Source organism: Microbacterium sp. Ld4 (assembly GCF_045066555.1).
Lineage (GTDB): Bacteria > Actinomycetota > Actinomycetes > Actinomycetales > Microbacteriaceae > Microbacterium.
In genome coordinates this window covers 150420-172506 of the sequence record NZ_JBISHE010000009.1, presented here as the reverse complement: position 1 = coordinate 172506, position 22087 = coordinate 150420, and the positions used below count along the sequence as shown (strand labels likewise).

At 70.0% G+C, this 22087-nt stretch carries 21 protein-coding genes; 7 read left to right on the top strand and 14 right to left on the bottom strand.

Annotated features, from left to right (window positions below):
* The first annotated feature begins 36 nt into the window (after positions 1–36).
* Entirely contained in the window at positions 37–1104 is a 1068-nt protein-coding gene (locus ACJJV7_RS04870; protein WP_405372801.1) for a substrate-binding domain-containing protein, read from the top strand.
* 7 nt (positions 1105–1111) lie between these two features.
* Here ACJJV7_RS04870 and ACJJV7_RS04865 read toward each other — a convergent pair whose 3' ends face one another.
* The 11 genes from ACJJV7_RS04865 to ACJJV7_RS04815 all read right to left on the bottom strand — a co-directional run bounded on the left by ACJJV7_RS04865 (position 1112) and on the right by ACJJV7_RS04815 (position 7357).
* Complete coding sequence (locus tag ACJJV7_RS04865) at positions 1112–1444, bottom strand: lycopene cyclase domain-containing protein (protein ID WP_405372802.1); 333 nt, start codon at positions 1442–1444, stop codon at positions 1112–1114.
* Positions 1444–1755, bottom strand: coding sequence for a lycopene cyclase domain-containing protein (locus ACJJV7_RS04860; RefSeq protein ID WP_405372803.1), 312 nt, complete (start codon positions 1753–1755; stop codon positions 1444–1446). The genes ACJJV7_RS04865 and ACJJV7_RS04860 overlap by 1 nt, the downstream gene beginning before the upstream one ends.
* Before the next feature lie 132 nt (positions 1756–1887).
* Positions 1888–2175, bottom strand: a complete 288-nt coding sequence (locus ACJJV7_RS04855; RefSeq protein ID WP_405372804.1) for a hypothetical protein — start codon at positions 2173–2175, stop codon at positions 1888–1890.
* 86 nt (positions 2176–2261) lie between these two features.
* The gene (locus tag ACJJV7_RS04850; RefSeq protein WP_405372805.1) at positions 2262–2612 is read right to left on the bottom strand and encodes a hypothetical protein; all 351 of its coding nucleotides are present in this window, start codon (positions 2610–2612) and stop codon (positions 2262–2264) included.
* An 80-nt stretch (positions 2613–2692) separates the two neighbouring features.
* On the bottom strand, positions 2693–3028 hold the full coding sequence (locus ACJJV7_RS04845; RefSeq protein WP_405372806.1) for a hypothetical protein: 336 nt from the start codon (positions 3026–3028) through the stop codon (positions 2693–2695).
* 182 nt (positions 3029–3210) lie between these two features.
* Positions 3211–3636, bottom strand: a complete 426-nt coding sequence (locus tag ACJJV7_RS04840) for a hypothetical protein (protein WP_405372807.1) — start codon at positions 3634–3636, stop codon at positions 3211–3213.
* Between the two features lie 46 nt (positions 3637–3682).
* Positions 3683–3898: a hypothetical protein gene (locus ACJJV7_RS04835; protein WP_405372808.1), complete on the bottom strand. Its 216-nt coding sequence runs from the start codon at positions 3896–3898 to the stop codon at positions 3683–3685.
* 101 nt (positions 3899–3999) lie between these two features.
* Positions 4000–4857: a 3-methyladenine DNA glycosylase gene (locus ACJJV7_RS04830; protein WP_405372809.1), complete on the bottom strand. Its 858-nt coding sequence runs from the start codon at positions 4855–4857 to the stop codon at positions 4000–4002.
* Between the two features lie 39 nt (positions 4858–4896).
* Complete coding sequence (locus ACJJV7_RS04825; protein ID WP_405372810.1) at positions 4897–5604, bottom strand: SOS response-associated peptidase; 708 nt, start codon at positions 5602–5604, stop codon at positions 4897–4899.
* Between the two features lie 9 nt (positions 5605–5613).
* Entirely contained in the window at positions 5614–6660 is a 1047-nt protein-coding gene (locus ACJJV7_RS04820) for an App1 family protein (RefSeq protein ID WP_405372811.1), read from the bottom strand.
* A gap of 4 nt (positions 6661–6664) precedes the next feature.
* Positions 6665–7357: a DedA family protein gene (locus tag ACJJV7_RS04815; protein ID WP_405372812.1), complete on the bottom strand. Its 693-nt coding sequence runs from the start codon at positions 7355–7357 to the stop codon at positions 6665–6667.
* A 40-nt stretch (positions 7358–7397) separates the two neighbouring features.
* Between ACJJV7_RS04815 and ACJJV7_RS04810 the strand changes: the two genes are divergently transcribed.
* The 6 genes from ACJJV7_RS04810 to holA all read left to right on the top strand — a co-directional run bounded on the left by ACJJV7_RS04810 (position 7398) and on the right by holA (position 15878).
* The gene (locus ACJJV7_RS04810; RefSeq protein ID WP_405372813.1) at positions 7398–8681 is read left to right on the top strand and encodes an anthranilate synthase component I family protein; all 1284 of its coding nucleotides are present in this window, start codon (positions 7398–7400) and stop codon (positions 8679–8681) included.
* A gap of 68 nt (positions 8682–8749) precedes the next feature.
* The gene (gene leuS / locus ACJJV7_RS04805; RefSeq protein ID WP_405372814.1) at positions 8750–11341 is read left to right on the top strand and encodes a leucine--tRNA ligase; all 2592 of its coding nucleotides are present in this window, start codon (positions 8750–8752) and stop codon (positions 11339–11341) included.
* A 114-nt stretch (positions 11342–11455) separates the two neighbouring features.
* Positions 11456–12052: a helix-hairpin-helix domain-containing protein gene (locus ACJJV7_RS04800; protein WP_405372815.1), complete on the top strand. Its 597-nt coding sequence runs from the start codon at positions 11456–11458 to the stop codon at positions 12050–12052.
* 64 nt (positions 12053–12116) lie between these two features.
* Positions 12117–12299 (top strand): hypothetical protein, encoded by a 183-nt coding sequence (locus ACJJV7_RS04795; protein ID WP_405372816.1) that lies wholly within the window; start codon positions 12117–12119, stop codon positions 12297–12299.
* Positions 12300–12520: 221 nt separating this feature from the next.
* The gene (locus ACJJV7_RS04790; protein ID WP_405372817.1) at positions 12521–14833 is read left to right on the top strand and encodes a ComEC/Rec2 family competence protein; all 2313 of its coding nucleotides are present in this window, start codon (positions 12521–12523) and stop codon (positions 14831–14833) included.
* A 10-nt stretch (positions 14834–14843) separates the two neighbouring features.
* Entirely contained in the window at positions 14844–15878 is a 1035-nt protein-coding gene (gene holA / locus ACJJV7_RS04785) for a DNA polymerase III subunit delta (RefSeq protein ID WP_405372818.1), read from the top strand.
* A 102-nt stretch (positions 15879–15980) separates the two neighbouring features.
* Here the strand turns inward: holA and rpsT are convergent, their stop codons facing one another.
* From rpsT to ACJJV7_RS04770, 3 genes are all read right to left on the bottom strand, one after another.
* On the bottom strand, positions 15981–16241 hold the full coding sequence (rpsT, locus tag ACJJV7_RS04780; protein ID WP_405372819.1) for a 30S ribosomal protein S20: 261 nt from the start codon (positions 16239–16241) through the stop codon (positions 15981–15983).
* A gap of 129 nt (positions 16242–16370) precedes the next feature.
* Positions 16371–17105 (bottom strand): alpha/beta fold hydrolase, encoded by a 735-nt coding sequence (locus tag ACJJV7_RS04775; protein WP_405372820.1) that lies wholly within the window; start codon positions 17103–17105, stop codon positions 16371–16373.
* 80 nt (positions 17106–17185) lie between these two features.
* A complete protein-coding gene (locus tag ACJJV7_RS04770; protein WP_405372821.1) occupies positions 17186–21910 on the bottom strand; it encodes an ExeM/NucH family extracellular endonuclease in 4725 nt (1574 codons plus the stop codon).
* Between the last annotated feature and the right edge of the window lie 177 nt (positions 21911–22087).

Sequence of the window (22087 nt, the reverse complement as noted above, 5' to 3'; positions counted from 1 at the left end):
GGATCACCGGCCCACCAGACGATGCGAAGGAGCACGATGGCAGCGCAGAGCCGGCTCGCCCGCACCCGGCACGAGCACCTGCTCCGGCAGGTCGAGCTGCACGGCGGCGTCAGCGCGGCAGAGGTCGCCGAAGAGCTCGGCGTCGCGCAGGTCACTATCCGGCGCGACATCCTCGAACTCGAACGGACGGGCCGGCTGGTGCGTGTCCACGGCGGGGCGATATCGGTCGCCTCACCCTCCGCGCCCCAGTCCGCTCGCACGAGGATCGGTGTGGTCGTGCCCAGCTCGGTGGGTCACTTCCCGGTGATCGTGCACGGGATGGATGCCGCTTCCCACCGGCTGCACACGCGGCTCATCCTCGCCACATCGCAGTACCGTCACGACCTCGAGCGGCGCCAGGTCGAGAGACTCGTCGACCTGGGCGTCGACGGCATCGTGCTCGCACCGACCCTGCGCGGCCGGAGCGAGCAGGAACTGACCGACTGGGTGCAGACGATCCCGGTTCCGGTGGTCTTCCTCGAGCGGAAGCTCGAATCGACCACGCTCGCCCCATACGACAGCGCGCGCACCGACCACGCGGGCGGGGCCGTGCTCGCCGTCGAGCATCTCGCGGCGCTCGGACACGAGAGCGTGGGGCTGGCGCTCTTCGACCGCACGCCGACCGCGCCCCTCATCCGCGAAGGCCACGCGCGGTCGATCTCGCGCCTCGCGCTCGCCCCCGCGCCGGAGGCCGTTCTGCCGAAAGACGACGAGGAGGGGCTGGACGATGCGTTGGCCACCTTCATCGACGAGTGCATCGGGCATCGCACCACCGCCGTCCTCGTGCACACGGACGTGCACGCTGCGCGACTGGTCGAGATGGCGGTCGACCTCGGGATCCGGGTTCCCGAGGATCTCGCGGTCGTGGCCTACGACGACGACACCGCTGCGCTCGCGCTCGTCCCGCTCACCGCGGTGACGGCCCCGGGCCGCGATCTCGGGCACCACGCGCTGCGTATCGTGATCGATCGGGTCGTCGAGAGTGCGGGTGAGCGCTCCGCGCCGGCGCACCTCACGATGCTGCCGTCCTTGACGGTGCGCAGCTCCTGCGGCGCCGGAGGCTGACCGCGTCTCAGCGCCGCCCGTCGGCATCCGGTCGGGGCGTCACGAGCGCCCAGAGCGCGGGGAGTCCGAGGCCGGCAGCCAGTGAGTAGCCGAAGTCCTCGATCGGGGCGATCCCGAGGCGGAGCCCGAGGATGCGGCTGGGGTCGTAGTCGACGATGCCGATCGCGATGAGGATGTTGTCGAAGATCAGCGTGTCCACGAACAGGACGCCGAGGGTGACCGCGCAGGCGACCGCGTACGCGCGGCTTCCCACGACGTCGGGGCGCCGGATGCGAGCCACGACGACCAGAGCCGCGACGATCAGAAGGAAGACGGCGTTCAGGAGCGAGTAGGCGAACATCAGGCCTCCGACTTCCGCGTGCACCAGCCGAAGACGTTCATGGTGACGTAACAGAGCAGCGTCAGGAAGAACACCTCCTCCAGGGGCAGCTCAGGCGCGATCTGGATGCCGGTCATGAAGGGCGTCTGCCCACGGAAGAAGATGCCGAGGCCGATGCCGAACAGGTCCCAGAGCAGGAAGAACACGACGCCGCTGATCATCACGATCGTCGCCGACCGGTGCGAGCGCCAGAAGAACAGCGCGAAACGGCGATCGAGGAGGACCTGTCCGAGCAACGAGATGAGCAGTGCCGAGAGGTAGACGACAGACATGACGCGTGTGGCCTAGGGGGTGCGCGAGATCGACGACGACGGGAGCTGATCGTGACGGATGCGCATGGCCCCATCGTATAGAGGCGCACCTTTCGGCGTGCCGGGCCGGTCAGGACGCGCCGGGGTGCGGGACTAGAAGTCCTCGACCAGGTGCAGTCCGTACGTCGGGAGGACGACGACCGGTTCGTCGAGGAGAGGGCGGGCGTCGAGCTCGACCGTGATGAGGACTTCGCTCGTCGGCGTGATGAGGATCGACACCGGGTGGCCGTTCGCGCTCGTGAACTCCACGAAGCCGCCACCGGCGCGCACAGCCATCTCGATCTGCTGCTTGAGCTGCGCCACGGGGTGGTCGCCGTGGAGATCGAAGCGGGTGTCGTTGATCGTGACGACGGTCCGCGCAGCGCTTTCCGACTCGTCCATCCTGCGATGATAGGCGCGAACCGTCACCGCACCGGCCCCCTTGACAGCCCCGCCGCTCGCCCGCAGACCGCAGGCGAGACGTACGCTCAGCGCTCGGCCGACTCCGAGGAATCGCCGGTGACCGGCTCCGGGAGAGGCCGCAATCCGGTCGTACTGCCGGCGATATCGGCGAGCTGCTGCAGCCACTGCTTGTTGAGGTCGCCGTCGGGCTGAGCGTCGAAGCTGAAGTACAGCGACGACGCGCTGGAGATCCAGACGCTGCCGTACTGGCCGCCGCTTTTCATCGCGTCGTCCCCGTGGACGTCGGGCTCGTCGCCCCAGGTGAACACGAAGCTCTCGTTACGGCGCAGCTTCGTCACGATGATGGCGCGGAGGTGCTGGAGCGTCCGGTCGTCGATGTTGATGGCCGGCGCAACGCCGTAAATGAGGTGACCCACGGCCGCCCTTCCTCTCAGAGTCGGGTGCCGCCACGGCCATCCGACGAATCATCCTAACCGTGGCGTCTCCACGCAGACTCTCAGGGAGCGGGAGGGAGCTCGAAGTGGTCGGCGGATCTACGTTCGAGGAAGGCGCAGAGGTCACCGGTCATGTGCAATTCGGCGGCGAGGGCGTGAAGCGCGTCGCTTCCGAGGATCGTCTCGTCGGGCTGGGGTTCGATCGTCGTCGTCCACCGAGAGCCGTTCGGCTGCATGTAGACGGTGGTCGTCGCGTTGAAGAGCGGCACGGTGATCAGCCCGGTGTCCGATCCGTCCGAGCCGTCCTGCGGCACGACCTTCACGAAGCTCGCATCTGCCCGCTCGTCCGCGAACTCGCTCAGCCAGCGTCGCAGAGTGTCGTAGCTGTGGAACGGCATTGCAGTCCTTCGAGGAACGGGGCCCGGACGTGTGCCGAGCGGCATCCGGTGTCAGGAGAAGTCGTCGACGGGTCGTGTGTCACGTTCGACGATCGAGAGGAGCGTAACACCTGCGTCGTCGCGCTTCGGGGCTGCGGGGGCGCCTCTCTGTCACGATCCGTGACGAGCGCTGAGGTGCAGGCTCAGAGCGCGGATGATGCGGGCGTCCGGCGGGCTCGCGACCGACGCGCGAACCTCTCCGGAGGTGTGCGTGGCGACGCGAGCCCGGCAGCCAGAGCCAGGCCGCCCGACGCCGCGATCGCCGCGCTCGACCAGACCCCGAAGCTTGCCGCGTCGTCAACGCCCATCGGGCCCACGCTGTGCGCCCACAGGTCGAGGACGGGTGCGGCCAGAGCGGTTGCGGTCACGAGGAGGCCGCGGAACGGGGCGCCCTGAGACATCGCTCCGGAGGCGCCCACCGCCACCGCGAGCAGTGCGACGACGGCGACCGTGATCAGTGCCGCGGAGCCCGACCCCCCGAAGGGTCCCGAAGGCGCCCAGGCCAGGACCGAGACGCCGGCGCCCACGGCGCCGAGCACGACGACGACCGCCCAGGGTGAGATGCGCATGGGTCGAATCTAGGGGGTGACGCGCGATCCGGCCAGGAGTCGGCGGTCAGGCGCCTGACGCCGCCTCATCGCTGGGCTCACGCTCGTCGCGCACCGAGTCGGGTGCGTCGAAGGTATCGGACCCTTCCGGCGCGATGAACACCTCATCGGGCGCGGGCTCGCCCGGTCGGTCGTCCGCACCTTCGGGAGCGGGCGGCAGCCCTTCCTGCTCACCGCCGGCGAACTCGTCGGCGAAGTCGTGGGCGGTGGTGTCGTCGCTCATGGTGAACCCTTTCGTTATTCGCATTCTCGCGCGCGCGTCGCGTCCGCCGCGAGCGGCTTGACGCGCGCCCGCGGGGCGTGACATCGGCCACCGGCGCACGGTCACTCCAGAAGCGTCAGGAGGGCACGACGAAGGGGCTGGGCGCGCTCGGTGAACCGTCGCTGCCCGCTCACGTAGGCGGCTTTGCCTTCGGGGGTCTCCACGGCGACGGGTTCGTATCCCCAGTCGCGGAGGTCGTACGGCGACGCGCGCATGTCGAGCTCTCGGATGTCGCGCGCGAGGTCGAACGCGTCGAGCATCAGGTCGCCGGGGACGAGCGGTCCGAGCTTGACCGCCCATTTGTAGAGGTCCATGCCGGCATGCAGGCATCCGGGCTGCTCATGCGCCGACTGCGTGTCGCGTGACGGAGCGAAACGGTTGCGCGGAACGGCATCCGGAGTGAAGAAGCGGAACGCGTCGATGTGCGTGCAGCGGAGGTCGTGCGACCGGACGACCTCGTCTGTCGCGTCCGCACCGAGGCGCAGTGGCACCGGATGCCGGGTGTCCCGGTCCTGATAGACCATGGCCCACTCGTGCATGCCGAAACAGCCGTACGACCCTGCGCGTCCGAGGGTGCCGGCCAGGATGCCGCGGATCGCCCGCACCAGCGGCGCCTTCTCCGCGAAGAATCCGGCCGCGTCGGCCACGACGTCGCCCTCCGCCACGGTGTACCAGCGCCACCCGGCCTGCAGGGAGTCTGCGGCGTCGCGCAGCGCGACGCCTCGTCCGGGATGCCACCTGCGAAGGAGGCTCGGCTTGTACGAGTAGTAGGTGTAGAGGAAGTCGTCGACAGGATGGGTGAGGCCGCGGGAGGCTCGCTCCCGTCGGGCGAGCGTGAGGGCATCCGCGCGTGCCGCGTGCTCGTCGGCGATCCGGGTCCATTCGGGCCGGGACAGCGAGAGGCGGGTGGCGGATGTCACCTCCCGAGGATAGGCGTCCGTGACATCGGATGCCGCCGGTCAGACCGCGGCGATGAGATCGGGGCTGTCGTTGCGGACGTTCCCGACGGCGCTGGAGACGACATGATCGGTCAGTGTCTCGACGACGTCGGGCGCCGCGTCGATGGCGGCATCGAGCAGGTCTCCGACGTTCTCGACCTCGGTGTCGAGCCAGGCGTCGGCGAAGTCCGCATCGACGAAGAGGGGCATCCGGTCGTGGATCGATCCCAGCGGTGCGACGGCATCGCGCGTGAGGATCGTGAACGACAGCACCCACTTCGCGGGATCGCTATCGGCCTTCGACGGATCGCGCCACCATTCGTACAGTCCGGCGAACAGAAGCGGCGATCCGTCTGCCGGTGCGATGAAGTAGGGGACTTTGCCGTCGTCGGTCTGAGCCCACTCGTAGTAGCCGGTGGCGGGCACGATCGCGCGACGGGAGATCAGGGCCTGCCGGAACATCGGCTTGTCCTCGAGCTCTTCAGAGCGGGCGTTGAAGGCCTTCACGCCGATCTTCGGGTCCTTGGCCCAGCCCGGGATCAGCCCCCAGCGAGCGGGTTCGAGCCGGCGCGTCGGCGGGTCGGTCTTGGCCGAGTCGAGAACGATGCCCACCCGGGCGGTAGGGGCGATGTTGAACGAGGGGGCCGGTAGATCGTCGCTCTCGACATCGACTCGCAGCACTCCCACGAGCTCCGACGCGACGTTGGCGACGACGAATCTTCCACACATGCGCTCAGCCTAAGACGGGCCGGGGACACTGCGGATGACGTTCACCTCGGTGAGCCGATCGAGCAGTTCCGATCCGTCGTCCCCGATGACGTAGGGGACGCCGGCGGCGCTGTGGTCGTCGACGACCGTCCGGCCACCGGCCAGGACGGCCTCCGCGGGGGTGAGCCGGCGGATCGCGACTGCGGCGACCTGGTCGGGGTGCTCGACCGTGAACGCCGTGTAGATCTCGTCGTCGCGCTGCCCATCGTCGCCCACCAGGAGCCAGTCGACGTCCGGGAACTCCCGCGCGAGTCGGCGGAGGTTGTCCTGCTTGTGCTCCTTGCCGCTGCGGAACCACCGGTCGTGCGTGGGGCCCCAGTCGGTGAGCAGCAGGGCTCCCAGGGGGAAGAGATGGCGACGCTGGAACCGCACGAGCGTCGGGGCGACATTCCACGCGCCGGTCGACAGGTACAGGACCGGCGCGCCGGGGTTGTCGCGCACGAGGCGTTCGAGGAGGACCGCCATTCCGGGCACCGGCTGACGGGCGTGCTCGTTGAGGACGAACGAGTTCCACGCGGCGAGGAACGGGCGGGGGAGCGCGGTGACCATGACGGTGTCGTCCACATCGCAGACGACGCCGAACCGGACGTCGGCGCCCACGATGAACACGCGGGACTCGACGGGCTCGGAGTCTTCCACCGTCATGGTGACCGTCTGCCATCCCGCGGGCAGGGTGGCCGGCAGCACGATGTCGATGACGCCGCCGCGGTCGGCTTCGACCTTGTGATCGACGCCGTCGATCGTCACCGTCACCGACGCGTGCGCGATCGGGACGGCTGCGAAGCTGCGCCAGCCGCGCACGCCCGCGTAGTCGCCGCGCTCTCGGCGGGTGGCCTTCGGCGGGATCAGGACACGGCCGAGGATCCGCACCCACTCAGTGCTGCCGTAGCCCGGGAAAGCCGCGACGGTCGGCGTTCGGCCGTGCGCCCGGGCTCGGCGCTGCCGCCAGGCATGGAAGCGATATTCGAGCCGCGCCAGCCAGAGCGCCTTTGTCTCACTGTCGGTGGGAGTAGACATCGGCTCAGTCTTTCACGCTGTCGGTGTCTTTCTGTGGTTCGGCTGTGTCGGACGGGCTGTCGACGGCGAGGTGCCGCGCCTCACGGGCGGAGATGACGCGTTTCGCGATGTAGGCGAGAACGAGGAAGGCCGCGATGACGCCGACGAAGATGTATCCCGCGAAATGCAGACTGTCGGCGAGTTCCCGGTAGCCACCTGCCGCCGCCGCGGCGACGGAGACGTAGGCGATCGACCACAGTGCGCACGCCGGTGCGGTCCACGCGAGGAATCGCCGATACGCGAAGCCGCTCATCCCCACGGTGAGAGGCACGAGCGAATGGAGCACCGGGAGAAAACGCGACAGGAAGATCGCGACACCGCCGCGGCGGCGGAGGTACAGCTCTGCGCGGATCCAGTTCTTCTCCCCGACGAGCCGCCCCAGGCGGGAGAACCTGATGCGGGGGCCGAGCCACCGGCCGAGCCCGAATCCGATGCTCTCTCCGATCAGGGCGCCGATGAGCACGGCGACGATCAGGACCGCCGCTTCACCGACGCTGCCCACTGCCGTCCCCGCGACGATCACGATGGTGTCGCCGGGCACGATGAGGCCGATCAGGACGCTCGTTTCGAGCATGATCGCGGCACCTGCGAGCAGGGTGCGGAGGACCGGGTCGATGTCCTGCACGGTGTCGAGCAGCCAGGTGAGGAACTCGTTCACCCCCTCAGATTAGCGAGCCTCGCCCGTCTAACCTGAGGGGGTGTCCAGCGTGCTCTCCTCCCGCATCCTCGACGGGTGGAGCGAGCCCGCGGGGGTCTACCTGGCCGGAATGGCCGACGCGGGTCATTCCTTCTGGCTCGACGCCGGGCCGGATGCGTCGACGGGGTGGAGCTGGATCGGTTCCGGCATCCCCGATCGGGCACCGACCGACGTCGTGTGCGGCGGCGCCGCATCAGGCGGCGGGCTGCTCGCGGGAGGCTGGGTCGGGTGGTCGGGATACGACGCGGCCGCCGCGCGGGCGGGAGCTCCGGCATCCGTGTCCGGTTCGGACGATCATTGGATGCGCGTCGATCGGATGGTCGGGTTCGACCATTCAGTGCGTCGCCTCGTCATCGCCGCGCCCGGCGGCGACCTCGACGCGTTCGCAGCGGAGGTCGCGCGATGGCGGGCCGCGGCGGCGCGTCCGCCTCAGCTGCCCCCGGCCTCCGTCGCCGTCACTCAGCGCCACACGCCCGAAGAGTACGCACGACTCATCGCCGAGTGCCGTGAGGAGATCAGGGAGGGGCGGGCCTATCAGCTCTGCCTCACCACGAGATTCGAGACCACGGCATCCGTCGATCCGGTCGAGGCCTACCTGCGGCTGCGGGTGGCGACGCCCTCGCACCACGGCGGCCTGATCCGCTCCAACGGGCACGCCCTGCTCAGTGCGACGCCCGAGCAGTTCCTGGAGGTCGGGGGAGGCGTGGTCCGCACGCGACCGATCAAAGGCACCCGCCCCCGCGGGAGCGATCCCGAGTCGGATGCCGCGCTGGAATCGGAGCTGCGCGCCAGCGAGAAGGAGCAGGCCGAGAACGTCATGATCGTCGATCTGATGCGCAACGACCTGCAGCGCGTCTGTGCGCCGGGGACGGTTGCCGCGGAACGCCTTCTCGAGGTCGAGTCCTATGCCGCCGTCCATCAGCTGGTGTCGACCGTCGCCGGCCGCCTCCTGCCCGGAACGACCATAGGTGCGCTGTGGGATGCCGCCTTCCCCGCCGGCAGCATGACCGGCGCTCCGAAGCTCTCCGCCATGCAGATCCTCCACCGCCTGGAGGGCGGGCCGCGGGGGGCGTTCGCGGGCTGCTTCGGTTGGATCGGCCGGGACGGTTCCGCCGACCTGGCCATGGTGATCCGCTCCATCGTCGTCGGGCCGCAGGGCGCCTATGTCGGGGCGGGTGGGGGGATCACCTGGGGGTCTGTTCCCGCGGACGAGGTCGCAGAGGTGGGTATCAAGGCGCGCGGACCGTTGGCGGCGCTCGGGGCGTCTCTGCCTCCGGGCTGGTAAAACCCCCGGTCCGCTAGGCTGGAACGACGCTTTCGCGCACCCTCCCGACATTGCACGATTGGTTCTCTGTGTCCACGAACACCCCTTTTGACGCCGTGACGCCCGACCACGGCCACTTCGACACCCGCGCGATCCAGGCGAAGTGGCAGGCGCGCTGGGCCGACGCCGACCCGTTCGCCGCGGGCGGTGCCGACGACACCCGTCCGCGCAAGTACGTGCTCGGGATGTTCCCGTACCCCTCGGGCGACATGCACATGGGTCACGCCGAGAACTACGCCTACGTCGACGCCGTGGCTCGCTTCTGGCGCCACCGCGGCTACAACGTGCTGAACCCGATCGGGTGGGATTCGTTCGGCCTGCCCGCCGAGAACGCTGCCATCCAGCGCGGCGCCGGAGCGGATCCCCGCGAGTGGACGTACGCGAACATCGCCCAGCAGCGGGCCAGCCTGCAGCACTTCGGCACGTCGTACGACTGGAGCCGTGTGCTCCACACGAGCGACCCCGAGTACTACCGCTGGAACCAGTGGCTGTTCCAGCGCCTCTTCGAACGCGGACTCGCATACCGCAAGCAGAGCCCCGTCAACTGGTGCCCGAACGACCAGACGGTGCTCGCGAACGAACAGGTCGTGGACGGTCACTGCGATCGCTGCGGGGCCGAGGTCGTCAAGAAGAAGCTGACGCAGTGGTACTTCAAGATCACCGACTACGCCGACCGGCTGCTCGACGATCTGAACCAGCTCGAGGGATTCTGGCCGCACAAGGTGCTCCAGATGCAGCGCAACTGGATCGGCCGCTCCGTGGGCGCCGACATCGACTTCGAGATCGAGGGGCGCGCGGAGAAGATCAGCGTCTTCTCGACCCGTCCCGACACTCTTCACGGTGCGACGTTCATGGTCGTCGCCCCCGACTCCGACCTCGCCGCCGAACTCGTCGCCGGATCGTCGGAAGAGGTGCAGAAGCGATTCCGCACCTACCTCGAGACCGTTCAGAAGACGAGTGAGATCGAACGGCAGACGGCCGACCGCCCGAAGACGGGCGTCTTCCTGGATCGGTTCGCGATCAACCCGATCAACGGCGAGCGCCTGCCCATCTGGTCCGCCGACTACGTGCTCGCCGACTACGGTCACGGTGCGGTCATGGCCGTGCCCGCGCACGATCAGCGCGACCTCGACTTCGCGCGCGCCTTCGACCTGCCCGTCAAGGTCGTCGTCGACACCACCGCGCCGGTCACGGGTGCGATCCCCGTCATCGAGCTCGACGACGAGGGCGTGCCGATCGATCCCGGAGCCGGCGACGAACTCGACGCCATCGACCCCGCTCGCACGGGCATCGCGCTGACCGGCGACGGACGCCTGATCAATTCCGGCTCTCTCGACGGGCTCTCGAAGCGTCACGCGATCGCGCGCGCGATCGAGGAGCTCACGACGGCGGGCACCGGGCGCGCCGCGAAGTCGTACCGCCTGCGCGACTGGCTGATCTCCCGCCAGCGCTTCTGGGGCACTCCGATCCCGATGATCCACACCGAGGACGGCCGAACGGTTCCCGTTCCGGACGAACAGCTCCCGCTGCGTCTGCCCGATGCCGCCGGTCTCGACCTGAAGCCGAAGGGCACCTCGCCGCTCGGCGGCGCGGCGGAGTGGATGCAGACGGTCGATCCCGAGACGGGTGAACCCGCGCTGCGCGACGCCGACACGATGGACACCTTCGTCGACAGCTCGTGGTACTTCCTGCGCTTCCTCGCGCCGAAGGATGCCACGCAGGCCTTCCCGCCCGCGGAGGCATCGAAGTGGGCGCCCGTCGACTCCTACATCGGCGGCGTGGAGCACGCCATCCTCCACCTCCTCTATGCGCGCTTCATCACTAAGGTGCTGTTCGACATGGGCCTCGTCGACTTCACGGAGCCGTTCACCAGCCTGATCAACCAGGGAATGGTCCTCCTCGACGGATCGAAGATGTCGAAGTCGAAGGGCAACCTCGTCGAGTTCGCCGCGAGCATGGACGACCCGGGCGCGGATGCCGTCCGTGTCGCGATCGCTTTCGCCGGCCCCGTCGAAGACGACATCAACTGGGAGGACGTGTCGACGACGGGAGCGCAGAAGTTCCTCGCTCGTGCGCTGCGCATCGCCTCGGACGTCTCGAGCGCGCGCGACGTGCGCTGGGCCGATGGAGACACGGGCCTTCGTCGCGTGACGCACCGGCTCTGGGCGGACGTCGTCGGGCTGGTCGAGCAGACGAAGTTCAACGTCGTCGTCGCCCGTCTGATGGAGCTCGTCAACGCGACGCGAAAGGTCATCGACTCGGGCGCGGGCAAGGCCGATCCCGCGGTCCGCGAGGCGGCGGAGGCGATCGCGATGATCCTCGACCTCGTCGCGCCGCACACCGCGGAGGAGATGTGGGAGATGCTCGGCTACGAGCCGTTCGTCGGTCTCGCCGCCTGGCGTCAGGCCGACCCCACCCTGCTGGTGGAGGACTCGGTGACGGCCGTCGTGCAGATCAACGGCAAGGTGCGCGCGACGCTCGACGTTCCCGCGCGCATCTCGTCGGACGACCTCGAGAAGCTCGCCCGCGCCGATGAGCGCGTCCAGCGCGCCCTGGGCGGCAAGGAGATCACGCGCGCGGTCGTGCGTGCGCCGAAGGTCGTGAGCTTCGCCACCGCCTGATCACGGCACGGACCGACCGATGGCGCCTTCTCCCCGAGAGGCGCCATCGTCGTCTCGTCCACGTCCTCCTGGGTGCGCTGTGTCATCCGCCGGGGACGCGGCACACTCGGACGGGTGGCGGCGAGAGCGGGACGAGCGACGGGTCGGCGGCTGGGAGTCGGCGCTGCGGTGGTGCTCGTCCTGGTGGCTGCCGCGATCGCCGTTCTCGTCGGCATCCTGAGGTCGGGAGCCGGTGACGTCGAGGCGATCGAGGCGCTCCCCGAAGCGGGGCCCACGGTTGCGCCGGCCGCGCTCTACGTGCATGTGTCGGGCGAAGTGGAAGAACCGGGTCTGTACCGGCTGTCGGGCGACGCGCGGGTGGTCGACGCCGTCGCAGCGGCCGGCGGATTCACCGATCAAGCCGCTCCGGAGGGCGTCAATCTCGCCCGGGTGATCAGCGACGGCGAACAGCTTCTCGTGCCCGCGAAAGGCGCTGACGGAGCCGCGGAGGGAGCGGCGGCACCCGCGGAGGACGGTGACGGCCGGGTCAATCTCAACACCGCCGATGTCGAGGCCCTCGACACGCTTCCCCGGGTGGGACCGGCGATCGCCCAGCGCATCATCGAGTGGCGGGAGGAGAACGGGCGGTTCACCAGTGTCGACGACCTCATCGCCGTCCCGGGCATCGGCGAGAAGATGCTGGCGTCGCTGCGGGACCTCGTGACAGTGTGAGGCGGGCTCGATCCACCTACGCTTTCAGTGGGCCGCAGAGGGCAGCCCCGATCGGAGGGGCACGATGGCCGATGGCGAAGCCGACCGGCACAGCAGGCGCCGGGTCGCTGTGTGGATTGCATCCCTCGTTCTTCTCCTGGCGCTGCTCTGGCTCATCCTGACGTCCGGGGTTCTCGCGGTCATCTTCGACCCCGACGACGAACGCATGGCCGTGTCTCGACCGGGGATCATCACTGTGGAGCAGTGACGCTGCTCGTACCCGCAGCCCTGCGTCGCTCGTGGGGTGGTCGAAGCGTCGTCAGGCGCCGTCAGCGCCGCTGACCCTACTGATCCCGCTGAAGGTCCATGAGGGCGACGGCGGCTTCTCCACGGCGGAACGGAGTGGCGGGATGTCCTCCGATCGCCGATCCGGCGCGATGGAGGCTTGCCCGGGGCGTCACCGTGAACCGTGCGCAGGTGGGGGAGTCGGTGAGTTCGCGAAAGGCGCGGCGTCGCGATCTGCGGCTGATGCCCGTCGCGCTCGCAAGCTGGGCCGCGGCGGGGTTCGCGATCGTGATCCCGGATGCCGCGGCGCCGGCCGCCGTCGCGCTGTGGGCAGCTGCGGTTGCGGCGCTCGGGCTCGCTGCTCGGTCGCGGTGGCCGACGGCGCTCGCGCTGGTGGCGGTGTCGCTCGCGTTCTCTGCCGCCGCCGTGACCCACGTGGCCGTCGTGGCTCCGACGCGAGCCGAGGTCTCGGCGCTGCAGCTCGGTGGCGGCCGGGTTGTGGTGTGGGAGGCCGACGTCGTCGGGAAGATCGAGTCGGGATCGCGGGGGTACCGGTTCGACGCGATCGCACGCACGGCGACGATCGGTGCGGAGGAGCACCGGGTGTCCGCACCGATCCTGGTGCGGAGCAACGAGCGACCCGACGGACTCGACCTGGGGTCACGCGTACGGATGTCGGCGACCGCCTTTCCCGCGGATGCGGGGGACCGGGAGGTCGTGGTGGTGGACGCCCGGACGGTCGAGGTGATCGAGCCCGCGGCGGGGGCGCTCGCGGTGGCGGCGAGCCTTCGCGCCGGCCTGGTGTCGGCCGTCGAGGGGTTGCCCCAGCCGGGCGCGGGGCTGGTGCCGGGGCTGGCGGTGGGCGATACGTCGGCCGTCTCACCCGAGCTCGACGCTCAGATGAAGGCCGCATCGCTCTCCCACCTGACGGCCGTCTCCGGGGCGAATTGTGCACTCGTTGTCGGTATCGCGTTCGGCCTCGCTGCGCTCTGCGGGGCGCGGCGCGGCATCCGGGTCGTCGTGGCACTGTCGACGTTGGTGGCCTTCGTGGTCCTCGTGTCGCCCGAACCGAGTGTGGTGCGTGCGGCCACGATGGCGGCCATCGCGATGCTGGGCGTCCTGCTGGGACGGATCGGCGCGGGCGTCTCACTCCTCTGCGCGTCGGTGGGCATCCTTCTCGTCATCGACCCGTGGCTCGCCGGGTCGCTCGGATTCGCGCTGTCGGCGGTGGCGACGGGTGCTCTGCTCCTCCTCGCCGGCCCGCTGGCCGACGGCCTGTCGCGGTGGGTGCCCGGCCCGCTCGCACTCGCGATATCCGTGCCACTCGCCGCGCAGCTCGCGTGCGGGCCGCTCATCGTCCTGATCGAGCCGACGGTGCCGCTCGTGGGCGTCCTGGCCAACATGCTCGCGGCACCTGCAGCGCCCGTCGCCACGGTGGTGGGCCTCCTGGCCTGCCTCGCGCTGCCGGTGCCCGTTCTCGCCCAAGGGCTCAGCGCCATCGCCTGGCTTCCGGCGGCGTGGATCGCCGGCACGGCTGAGGTGGGTTCTGCCCTGCCCGGCGCGTCCGCCCCGTGGCTCAGCGGGCTGCCCGGCCTCGGCGCCCTCGCCGCCGTGGGGGCGGTCATCGCGGTCACCGTCATGACCCGGCGACCGAGGGTGCGACGCATCGGCGCGGCGGCGATGCTGACCGTAGCGGTGATCGTGGCCGGGGCCGGCCCCGTGCAGGCGCTGATCGAGCGGGGGCGCGTTCCGGACGACTGGACCATCGCCGCGTGCGAGGTGGGACAGGGCGACGCCGTGCTCGTTCGCGATGCCGGCCGCGTCATGCTCATCGACACCGGGCCCGATCCCGCCCTCGTCGCGGAATGCCTCGACCTGTTCGCCGTCGACCGTGTCGACGTCCTCGTCCTCACGCACTTCGACCTCGATCACCGCGGGGGCGCAGAGGCGCTCGTCGGGAAGGTCGGCCTCTTCGTCCACGGCCCGGCCGCATCGCCTGAAGACCACGCCCTCGTCGCCCGCTTCGCCGTCGCGGGAGCGCAGACGCAGCAGGTCGCCGCCGGTCAGTCGGGGTTCCTCGGGGAGTGCCGGTGGAACGCCCTGTGGCCGCGTGCCCGTGATGTCGTCTACCCCTCTGGGAACGACGCGAGCGTCGTCGTGGAGGTGACCGGATGCCGCGTTCCCGACGCGCTGTTCTTGGGCGACCTGTCGGCGCAGGCGCAGCGGTCGCTTGTGGCGACGGGAGCTGCGGCGCGCAGCTACGCAGTGGTCAAGGTGGCGCACCACGGCAGCGCCGATCAGGATGCGGCCTTTTACGAGACGCTCAGGCCGAGACTCGCCCTGGTCACCGTGGGGGAGAACACCTATGGTCACCCGAGGGCCGAGATCCTCGATCTGCTTCGAGAAGGAGGGGCCGCGATCGCCCGCACGGATCGTTCCGGCGCCGTCGCTGTGGTGGGCGGCGAAGGGGTCTGGGGCCTCTGGCGATCGCGAGGCGACGTCGGTGGCGCTGGGTAGGCTGAGAGGCATGCCGAGCCCGCGTCGTCCTGCCGCCAAAGCGACGAAGTCGGCGATCCCGCAGGTCTCGTGGCGCAAGCCGCAACCTGCTCCGATCGTCCTGATCTCCGGTCCCGAGGAGGTCTGCGCCGAGCGGGCGACCGCCGGCATCCGTGAGTTCCTCCGCGCGGAGGACCCGAGCCTTGAAGTCACCGACGTGCGCGCCGATGATTACGCCCCCGGCACACTTCTCGGCGTCGCCTCGCCCTCGCTGTTCGGCGAACCACGGCTTGTGCGCGTATCGGGTGTCGAGAAGTGCTCCGACGCCTTCCTGAGTGAGGCCATCTCCTACCTGTCGCAGCCGCAGGACGGTGCGACGATCGTCCTCCGCCACACCGGGGCGAGCGTACGAGGCAAGAAGCTGCTCGACGCGGTCAGGGCGGGCACGGGCGGCGGCATCGAGATCGCCTGCCCCGCCGTGAAGCGCGACTCCGACCGGTTCGACTTCGCTGCCGGAGAGTTCCAGGCGGCGAAGCGCCGCATCGCGCCTCCCGCGCTGCGCTCGCTCGTGTCGGCGTTCGCAGACGATCTGACCGAGCTCGCGGCGGCGTGTCAGCAGCTCATCTCCGATGTCGACGGCGATATCGGCGAGCAGGTCGTCGCCCGCTACTACGGGGGCAGGGTCGAGACGACGGCGTTCGCCGTCGCCGACACCGCGATCGCGGGCCGCTACGGCGATGCGCTCATCGCCCTGCGTCACGCCCTCGCCTCCGGCGCCGATCCCGTCCCGATGGTGGCGGCGATCGCCTCGAAGCTCCGCACGATGGCCCGTGTCGCCGGCAGTCGCGAACCGGCATCCGCTCTCGCTGCCCGCATCGGGCTGAAGGACTGGCAGGTCGACCGGGCGCGCCGCGATCTCGCGGGCTGGACCGAGTCGTCGCTCGGCCTGGCGATCCAGGCGGCTGCGCGCGCGGACGCCGAGGTGAAGGGCGCATCCCGCGACCCCGTGTTCGCGGTGGAGCGTCTCGTCACGGTGATCGCGACACGGGCGCCCTACGGCGCCTGAGCACACCTGCTCGCGGGTGGCGTGGCTCCCATCCGGGTTCTCGCCCGGGAGGACGAGAAAGGCCCGCCCCTTGCGGGACGGGCCTTCACGAAGAGGGCGAGCTCAGAGCGCTGCGACCTGCTTCGAAATCGACGACTTGCGGTTAGCCGCCTGGTTCTCGTGGATGACGCCCTTGCTGACGGCCTTGTCGAGCTTCTTGGTCGCCTTGGAGAGCGCCTTCTCAGCAGCCGCCTTGTCGCCGGCCACGACGGCCTCGCGGGTCTGGCGAACGAGCGTCTTCAGCTCGCTCTTGACGGCCTTGTTCCGCTCGCGGGCCTTCTCGTTGGTCTTGTTGCGCTTGATCTGCGACTTAATGTTCGCCACGTTCGACGTATCTTTCGTTCGGGGTTATCGGATGGATGTGCCGGAGACAGAAGAGGGCTGCCGCGCGACGGTCGTGTGAGGGAGGTGCCCACACGCAAGCCAAAAACTGATTCTATCAGGTCGCGTCGCTCATTCCGATTCCGACGCGGACGGAGCCATCGTGGCGAGCGCCAGATCGACCACCGCGTTGAAGACCCGGGGACGCATCGCGGTCACCAGATGCGACGTCTTCGGCACGACGATCAGCTCCGCGTGAGGCACCAGGCGCGTGAACATCCGCTCGTTGACCCGCAACTGATCGAACTGGCCGTTCACGAACCACGTCGGCACCGTGATGGTCCGAAGCGCCTCCACCAGCTCGAGCACGGAGAGGCTTCGGAGTGCGATGTCCTGCATGTCGTAGGCGTACCCGCCCGCTCCGAAGTCGGCGCGCGTCTCGACGGGGAGGGTGCGGTCGAGCACGAAGTCCGTGAGTATCTGCCCGCGCCGCGGGAGCCGGTCGAATCCTCGGGCGAGCGCGCGGTAGGTCGTGAGCCCGACGCCCCGGGGGATCGACGTGCAGCCCGCACCGATGAAGCCCGCGACCGGGGGAGCGTCCTCGCGGCCCAGGTACTCGATCGACACCAGGCCGCCCATCGAATGGGCGACGAGCAGCACGGGGCCTCGGGTCGCGGCATCCGTCACGGCCTGGTCTATCGTCTCGAACGCTCCGTCCAGGGTGAAGGTCTCCGGCATCCGCGTGCCGTGGCCGGGCAGGTCGACGGCGACGGCGTCGATGCCGCGCGAGCTCAGGTGTTCGAGCTGCGCCCGCCACATCGTGGCGGAGGTGCGGATGCCGTGGACGAACACGACCTGAGGAGTCATCCCCCCAGCCTAAGAAGGTCGACGCCGCGAACGCGAGAGCGGGCGGAGGTGACCCCCGCCCGCTCTCGTCGTCGTTCGGATCAGAAGAGCACGCGCACCCGCACCGGCGAGCTGTCCGACCCGGTCGCGACCGCAGGGTCGCGGGGGACGAACGTCGCCGTGTAGGTGTGCGTCCCTCGCGACAGACGCCCGAGAGTCGTCGTCGCGATGCCGCGGCGTACCTCCGCCGTCGCCACGACGGTGTCGCCCTCACGGAACTCGACCACGCCGTCCGGGCGACCGCCGTCCTGCGTCACCGCGGCGAGCAGGGTCGACGGCAGGAACCGATTGAGGTGGACCGGCGGCAGGGCGATCAGGCGTGTGCGCGTGGTCGCCGCGGGCTCGGCCGCCTGCTCGACCGCCAGCGGCACCTGCACGACGGTGCCGCTCGGCGCCGCCGTGAGGGTGAGTGTCGCCGTGCCGGCGGGAGTGCCGGCCGGCAGAGTCACGCTGACGGATGCCGCTCCGTCGGTGACCGGGGCCGTGCCGAGCGTCGTGTCGCCCAGGGCGACGGTCAGCTCGGTGTTGGCGGGTGCTCCCTTGCTCGTCAGGTTGAGTCCGGCGACCGAGAAGGCCACGGTCTCACCCGCCGTGACGCTGACCGGGACGCCCGACACCTCGACCGCGTGCTTGGCGAACGACGGCGCCACCGGCGATCCTTCGGCGATGTAGTCGACCCACGCCTCGTAGTCCACGAGGCCGGTGTCGACGTAGTCCGTTCCCTCGGCGAACACCCGGAAGTTGTCGCCACCGGCGGCGAGGAACGAGAAGGTGCCGATCCGGTACGTCCCGGCCGGGTCGATCGGTGCGCCGTCGACGGTCACGGAGGTGATCCGGTCGCCCTCGGGCAGCGCCGGGTCGTACGTGTAGGTGACGTTGTCCGAGACTCCGAGCTGCAGGTAGGGGCGCTGGGGGACATTGCCCGCCGCGTCACGCTGCCACTGCTGCTCGAGCATCGTGGTCACCTGCTCACCGGTCAGGGTGACCAGCGCCAGGGTGTTGTTGAACGGGAGCACGGCGTTGGCCTGGCTGAACGAGATCGTGCCGTCGGCGAGTCCTGCGACCGCTCCGGCCCCGAATTCGGACTGGGTGTCGAAGAGATCGGCGCGCAGTCCTCCCGGGTTCGTCACGCCGATGACGGCGCCGTCGGGAAGATCGGCGAGGCTGTCGCGCAGCATGTTCGCCACGGTGTTGCCGAGCGTCGACTCCTTCGAGCGGTCGTCGCGGGTCCCGCCGCTGTATACGCCGTCCACGAAGGATCCGCCGGCGTAGGCGGTGGTGATGTCTCCCGAGACCTCGCCGACGGCGGTGTTGCCGATCGCGGCCGCGTTCGCCAGGGCGGCCTTCGTGATCCGGTCGACTTCAGCCACCTTCGGGTAGGCCGCGATGAGCTCGGCTGCCGGGGTGGTCGTCCGCGAGACGTTCCGCTCGGTGTGAGCCGAGACAGCGCCCGATGCCGGATCGATCGTGAGGGTGATCTCGCCGATCTTCGCGCCGTACGATCCGGTCTGCACGACCGGTCGGGTGCGGTCGGTGCCGGCCACCGGGGCCGACCAGGCGTACTCCTTGTGGGTGTGACCGGTGAAGATCGCGTCGACCTCGGGCGAGGTGTCCTCGATGATCGCCGCGAAGGGTCCGCCGGCGGCGACTTCCTCGTCGAGGGTCGCGCCGTCGGGCGTGCCCGCTCCCGCGCCCTCGTGGTACAGGGCCACCAGCACATCGGCCTCGCCGTTGGCGGCATCCCCGTCGCTGAGCTGGGTGGCGACGCGGTTGACCGCCTCGACGGCATCCCCGAACTCGACGTCGGCGATCCCCGTCGGGGTGACCAGGGAGGGTGTCTCCTGCGTCACGGCGCCGATGAAGCCGACGGTGAGGCCATCGGCCTCGACGAGTGCGTACTCGTCCAGAGCGGGGGTCGTCGTGCCCTTGCGGTACACGTTCGCGCCGAGCTGGGGGGCGTCGGAGGTGTCGCTCACCCGCCCGGCGAGATCGTCGAAGCCGCGATCGAACTCGTGGTTGCCGACGGCGCTCGCACGGAGGTCGAGGGCGTTGAGGACGTCGATCGTCGGGGCGTCCTGAGCGACCGACGAGGCGAACAGCGACGCGCCGATGTTGTCACCCGCCGAGACGAACAGGACGGGTCCGGATGCCGCAGCGCGAAGCTGCTCGACGGTTCCTGCGAACGCGACGGTGTTGCCGTCGATCCGCCCGTGGAAGTCGTTGATCCCGAGGAGCGTCAGCTGCACGGGGGCGGCGTCCGCCTCCAGTCCGACGACCACCGGGTCGTGGTCGCTCGAGCGGTACGCGTCGGGGGAGTGGAACTCCGTCCCGTGCGAGCGGAACCGGCTGTACTCGAGAGCGATCGATTCGCCCGAGTTGATGTTCCAGATGTCGGCACCGGTCGCCCGGGCGAGGGCCTCGTCGTTGAGGAGGATGTGGTCCAGCGAGCCGGAGAGGCCGGAGAAGCTGTACGACGACGTGCCGACCTCCAGCGCCTCCTCGGCATCGGCGTAGCCCGCCTCGTACAGCACCTGGAGCGGGTCTTCCTTGCCGTAGGAGTTGAAGTCGCCCACCAGGGCGACGGCGTCGACATCGCCCTGGATCTCCGCGATCCAGTCGCGGAGCGCGGTCGCCTGGCGCACCCGGGACTCGTTCGAGGAGCCCTGGCCGTCGCCCGCGTCAGCGTCGCCGGGCCACGGACCGGCCGAGCCCTTCGACTTGAAGTGGTTCACGGCGAACAGGAACGGTGCGCCGCCGTCGGCGGGTTCGAAGACCTGGGCGATCGGTTCGCGAGCGTTGCCGAAGGCCTCGCCGTCGGCGCTCTGGTCGCCGAGCGCGCGGGCAGCGCCGACCGGGGACACCTGGGCGGGCTGGTAGATGATCGCGTTGGTGATGACGTCCTGCTCGGATGCCGGGGGGAGGTCGGCCGAGGAGGCGATGAAGTCCCACGTGCCGGCGCCGGCCTCGGCGTTCAGGGCCGTGACCAGGCGGGAGGTGGCCTCATCGGCCGTCTCGCCGAGTGCGGCGGAGTTCTCGATCTCCATCAGGCCGATGACCGAGGCGTCGACCGCGGTGATCGCCGAGACGATCTTGTCCTGCTGACGCTCGAAGTCTGCGGCATCCCACGCTCCGCGCTGGTCGCAGCCCTCGCGCACCGTCACTCCGTCGCCGAAGCGATCCGTGTAGGCGGTGCAGGAGGCCGAGTCGGTGCCGAGGGTGGTGAAGTAGTTGAGCACGTTGAACGAGGCGACCGACAGATCTCCGCCGACCTCCTCGGGGGCGGCCGTCCGGGTGTTCTCGAACGTCACGCCGTCAGCGCCCGAGCCGTCGGCGGTCAGCGGAGCGATCGGATTCAGCTTCCAGGTGTCGTTGCGGTAGTCCACGACGAGCGGGTCCGTGAACGTCGCGGCCGCGCCCACGCGAGGCGGCTCGGTGAGGGAGACGTAGGCGGGTGTCCGCGCGGCGTTGGCGGCCGCCGTGAAGTCGGTGCTGGCGCCGTCGTCGAGTGTCACGGCGCGCGCCGTGTTGTCGGCCGCGATGGCGGCAGCCTCGTCGCTGCCCGGGCGGGCCGCGTCGGTCGGCTGACGGAGGGGAGTGGTGCCGCTCGCCAGGCCGACTTCGCCGAAGCGGTTGGTGCTGAAGGTGTTGGTGACCGTGAAGTCTCCCGACGGCGCGATCAGCATCGACTCGAGCGTCTCCCGCGCGGCGGCGCTCGCCGGCCAGCCGATCGTCGCGGGTGCGGGCGCCTCGGCGTCGTCGACGACCTGTGCTCCGCCGGGCTTCACCGTGATCTCGGTGAGACCGTTCCATTCCGACACGGCACCGGTGACGGTCACAGTGTCGCCGAGGGCGACCTCACCGACGGCGCCGGGTGCGAAGACGAAGACGGCGTCCGACGCCGTGTGCGCGGCGAGGTCGAGTTCCCCACCGCTTCCCGCGGTCTGGATCACGTAACCGTCGAAACCGCCGGTCGGGTAGTGGGCCGTCACGACACCGGTCGTCGTGACGGCGCGTCCCGCGAACGGGGAGGCGGTGCCGGTGCCCTGGATCTCGGCGATGGTCGCGGCCTCGGGGTCGGGTTCGGGCTCCGGGTCGGTGTCCGCGCCGAGTCCCGTCGGCGTCGGCACTCCGGCGGTGAAGTCGGCCGAGTTGTCCGCTGTGTTCGTGAAGTCGGCATCCCGCGAGATGCTCGTGCCGTTCGTCGTCCCGGCTGCCGGCGCGGCGCCGGCGAATGCCGTGGCGGTCGTGCCCCAGCCCACCAGGTCGACCACGCTGGGGGTCTGCGCGATCCCGGTCGCGCCGGTGAGCGCGGTCTCGGTCGTCACGAGCGCCACCTTGGCACCGGACCCGCTCATCGCGATCGCCCCCTCGACGTCGGCGTCGAAGCCGGGCAGCGCGGTGTTGGACCCCGTCGCCTGGCCGATCAGCAGCTGGCCTCCGGCGGGGAGGTCGATGTCGCCCAGCGGGGTGACCTGCCACGAGGCGCCTGTCGCGGAGGCGTACTGGACGCTGTATCCCGACAGGTCGACGGAGGCGTCGCCGGTGTTGGCGAGCTCGATGAAGTCCCGAGAGAAGGCGGCGCCGCTGTTGCCGCCGCCGCCGTACACCTCCGAGATCACGAGGGTCGAGGCCGCATCGACGGCGGCGCTTGCCACAGCGGGTGCGAAGGCCAACCCGCCGACCGTCAGCGAGGCCGCGGTCAGCAGGGCTCCGGTGCGACGAAGCGCGGGTCGGCGGCGGGACGAGGGGGCAGGAAAATGCGTCACGGTGATGATCTCCCGGCAGCACGGGCGCGTTGCGTCATCCGCGCAGGATCCGACCACCACCTTGAGCATTCGGGCGGTTCGGCGTCGCCACAAGTGTCAGATCGGTTAACTCTTTCTCATGGGCCGTTGTGCTGGCGTGTCGGAGGGCTGAGCGGCTACCTTCTCGTGCACAGCCGT